Below are 3,363 nucleotides of genomic sequence, written 5' to 3' on the forward strand. Positions count from 1 at the left end.
CGCCGTCCGGCTTGGCGGTGGGAAAACGTGACGACCGAACCCTGCTCTATGTCGCGCATCAGTTCAATGATAATGTCTGGGAGATCGACGCCGAGACCGGGTAACATCTGCGGACGTTCGATGTCGGACGCGAGTCGAGCATCGCGAGGAACCGGACCTCCTCGCCCTGGGCCTGCAACTGGGTCCCCATCTCGTGCGCGATCACGCCGCCGAACGACCAGCCCAGGAAGTGGTACGGCCCGTGCGGCTGCACCGAGCGGATGTGCTCGAGGTATTCGGCGGCCAGATCGTGCAGGTTCGCGATCACCGGCGCCGGTTCGTCCAGACCGCGGGATTGCAGCCCGTACAGCGGGCGACGCGGGTCGATGTGCTTCATCAGCCCGGAGAACGGCCACGCCAGACCGGCCGCCGGGTGCACGCAGAACAGCGGTTCCTTGTCGCCTTCGGTGCGCAGCGGCAGCAGGATGCCGAGCGCGTCGCCCTTGCCGCCGGTGCGCATCCGGGAGCTCAGGCCCGACACCGACGGTGCCGCGAACAGGCTGCCGACGTTGAGCTGCACGCCCAGCGCCTCATCGATGCGCGCGATCAGCTTCGCGGCCAGCAGCGAGTGCCCGCCGAGGTCGAAGAAACCGTCGTGCACGCCGACCCGCGGCAGTTCCAGCACTTCGGCGAACAGCTCGCACAGGACCTCTTCGGTCGGATCGCGCGGTACCGCGTCGCCCACGGATGCGGCCAGGTCCGGCTCGGGCAGCGCGCCCCGGTCCAGCTTCCCGTTCGGCATCAGCGGCAGTTCGCCGAGGAACACGATCGCCGCCGGGACCATGTAGTCCGGTAGCGATTCCGCCGCGTGCGCGCGGAGTTCGGCTTGGCTGACGTCCTGGCGCGCGACGACGTAGCCGACCAGCCGCTTGTCGCCGGGCCGGTCCTCGCGCACCACCGCGGCGACCTGGGACACCGCGGGATGGCGGGTCAGCGCCGCCTCCACCTCGCCCGGTTCGATCCGGACTCCGCGGATCTTGACCTGGTCGTCGGCCCGCCCGGCGAAGTCCAGCGCCCCGTCATCGCGCCAGCGCACCAGGTCGCCGGTGCGGTACATCCGCGAGCCGGGTTCGCCGTGCGGGTCGGCGACGAAGCGTTCGGCGGTGAGCCCGTGCCGGTTCAGGTAGCCGTGCGCGAGCCCGGTGCCGCCGACGTACAGCTCGCCGACGACCCCCGGCGGCACCGGCTGCAGCGCCTCGTCCAGCACGTACAGCCGGGTTCCCGGGTCGGGCAGGCCGATCGGCACGGACGTGCCCGCGTCGGGTTCGCACAACCACAGCGTGGAGTTGACGGTGGCCTCGGTCGGGCCGTAGCAGTTCAGCATCCGCCGCCCGCGCGCCCAGCGCTGGACCAGGTCGGAGGGCACCTTCTCGGCCCCGCACAACAAGGTCGCGTCCGGCGGCAGGTCCACGCCGGGCGGGAACATGCCCATCACCGACGGCCCGATGGCCAGGTGCGTGACGCCGTGCTCGGTGGCGTAGTCGACCAGCGGCGCGCCAGGCACCCGCCGGTCCGCGGGCGCGACGACGAGCGTGCCGCCGGAGAGCAGCCCCATGCACATCTCCCAGAACGCCACGTCGAAGCTCGGCGAGGCGAACTGCAGCACCCGGCTGCTCTCGGTGTTGCCGACCCGCTGCGCCTGCGTGGCCAGCAGTCCGGCGACACCGCGGTGCGGCACCACGACGCCCTTGGGTCTGCCGGTGGAGCCGGAGGTGTAGATGACGTACGCCGGGTCGTCCACAGTGGATTTCCGTGGCGGTGCGGCGACCGGTGCGGTGCGCAGCGCCGCGCGCGTCCCGTCGTCGTCGAGCAGCAGCGTCCGCGCGTTCCGCGGCCGGTTCGCGGACAGCGCGAGCACCTGGTCCGGACCGGCATCGTCGATCATGTGCTGCAACCGGTCTTCGGGATAATCCGGGTCCAGCGCCAGGTACGCGGCACCGGAGGCCATCACCGCCAGCAGCCCCACGATCAGCTCGGGTGAGCGCGGCAGCATCACCCCGACGATCCGGCCGGGACCGGCACCGCGCTCGATCAGCAGGTGTGCCAACGCGTTCACGCGTGCGCCCAGTTCCGCGTAGCTGAGTTCGGTGCCCTCGAAGACCAGCGCCGGCTTGTCCGGGTTCGCCCTTGCCCGCGCGTCCAGCAGGTCCGGGAAGGTGGCGGGGTCGACGTCCTGCGCGGCGACCGCGTCACCCCAGGAGAAGATCCGCTGCCGCTCCTCGTCGTCGAGCACCGCGAGCCGGCTGATCGGCGCGTCCGGCCGGGAAACCGCGTCGGTCAGCAGCCGCACCAGCCGGTCGGTGAGGTCCTCGACCGTGCCCGCGTCGAACAGGTCGGTGCTGAACTGCGCGACGCCTTCCACGCCGCCGCCTGCCGCACGCAGGCTCAGCGCCAGGTCGAACTTCGCCGCACCCGCGTCCACGGTGTCCACATCGGACTTCAGTCCGGGGAAGCCGGCGTGCACCGCGTCCGCCTCGCCCCAGTACGCCAGCATCACCTGGAACAGCGGGTGCCTGGCCAGCGAGCGGGACGGGTTGAGCACTTCGGCCAGCCGCTCGAACGGCAGCTCGGCGTGGTCGTAGGCGGCCAGGTCGGTGCGCCGCACCCGCTGGACCAGCTCGGCGAACGTCGGATCGCCGCCGGTTCCGGTGCGCAGCACCAGGCTGTTGACGAAGAACCCGACCAGTTCGTCCAGCCGGTCGTCTCCGCGCCCGGCCACCGGTGAGCCGATCGGGATGTCGGTTCCCGCGCCGAGCCTGGTCAACAGCGCGGCCAGCCCGGCTTGCAGCACCATGAACAGGCTCGCCTGGTGCTCGGCGGCCAGCGCCCGCAGGTCACTGTGCAGCTCCGCGTCGAAACCGAACCGGATCGCGCCGCCGCGATGGCTCGGCACGGCCGGGCGCGGGTGGTCGGCGGGCAGTTCGAGCTCGTCCGGCAGGCCCGCCAGCTCGTCGATCCAGAACGCCAGCTCGCGGGCGGCGAGGCTGTTGTCGTCCTGCTCGTCGCCGAGCAGTTCCCGGTGCCACAGCGTGTAATCCGCGTACTGGACCGGCAGCGGTTTCCAGTCCGGCTCGGCGTTCATGCTGCGCGCGGAGTAGGCGGTGGCCAGGTCGCGCAGCAGCGGAGCCATGGACCACTCGTCGGTGGCGATGTGGTGCAGCAGCACCAGCAGCACGTGCTCGTTCGCGGACGTCTGGAACAGCACGGTGCGCAGCGGCGGTTCCTGCGCGAGGTCGAAACCGTACCGGGCGGCCGCGGCCAGTTCCTCGTCCAATGCGGACTCGGTCGTGCGCACGTAGGTCAACGCCGGCCGGGACGGCTCCA

Annotated in this window: 1 protein-coding gene; it reads right to left on the reverse strand. The window is 71.5% G+C overall.

Annotated elements, in window-relative coordinates; translation table 11 throughout:
* Window positions 1-58: 58 nt before the first annotated feature.
* Window positions 59-3,363 (reverse strand): amino acid adenylation domain-containing protein (locus IJH84_RS12925; RefSeq protein ID WP_295144523.1); only part of this gene is annotated, 3,305 nt, incomplete at its 5' end.

This window comes from Saccharopolyspora sp., from assembly GCF_017434145.1.
In the GTDB taxonomy this organism is placed as follows: domain Bacteria; phylum Actinomycetota; class Actinomycetes; order Mycobacteriales; family Pseudonocardiaceae; genus Saccharopolyspora_C; species Saccharopolyspora_C galaxeae.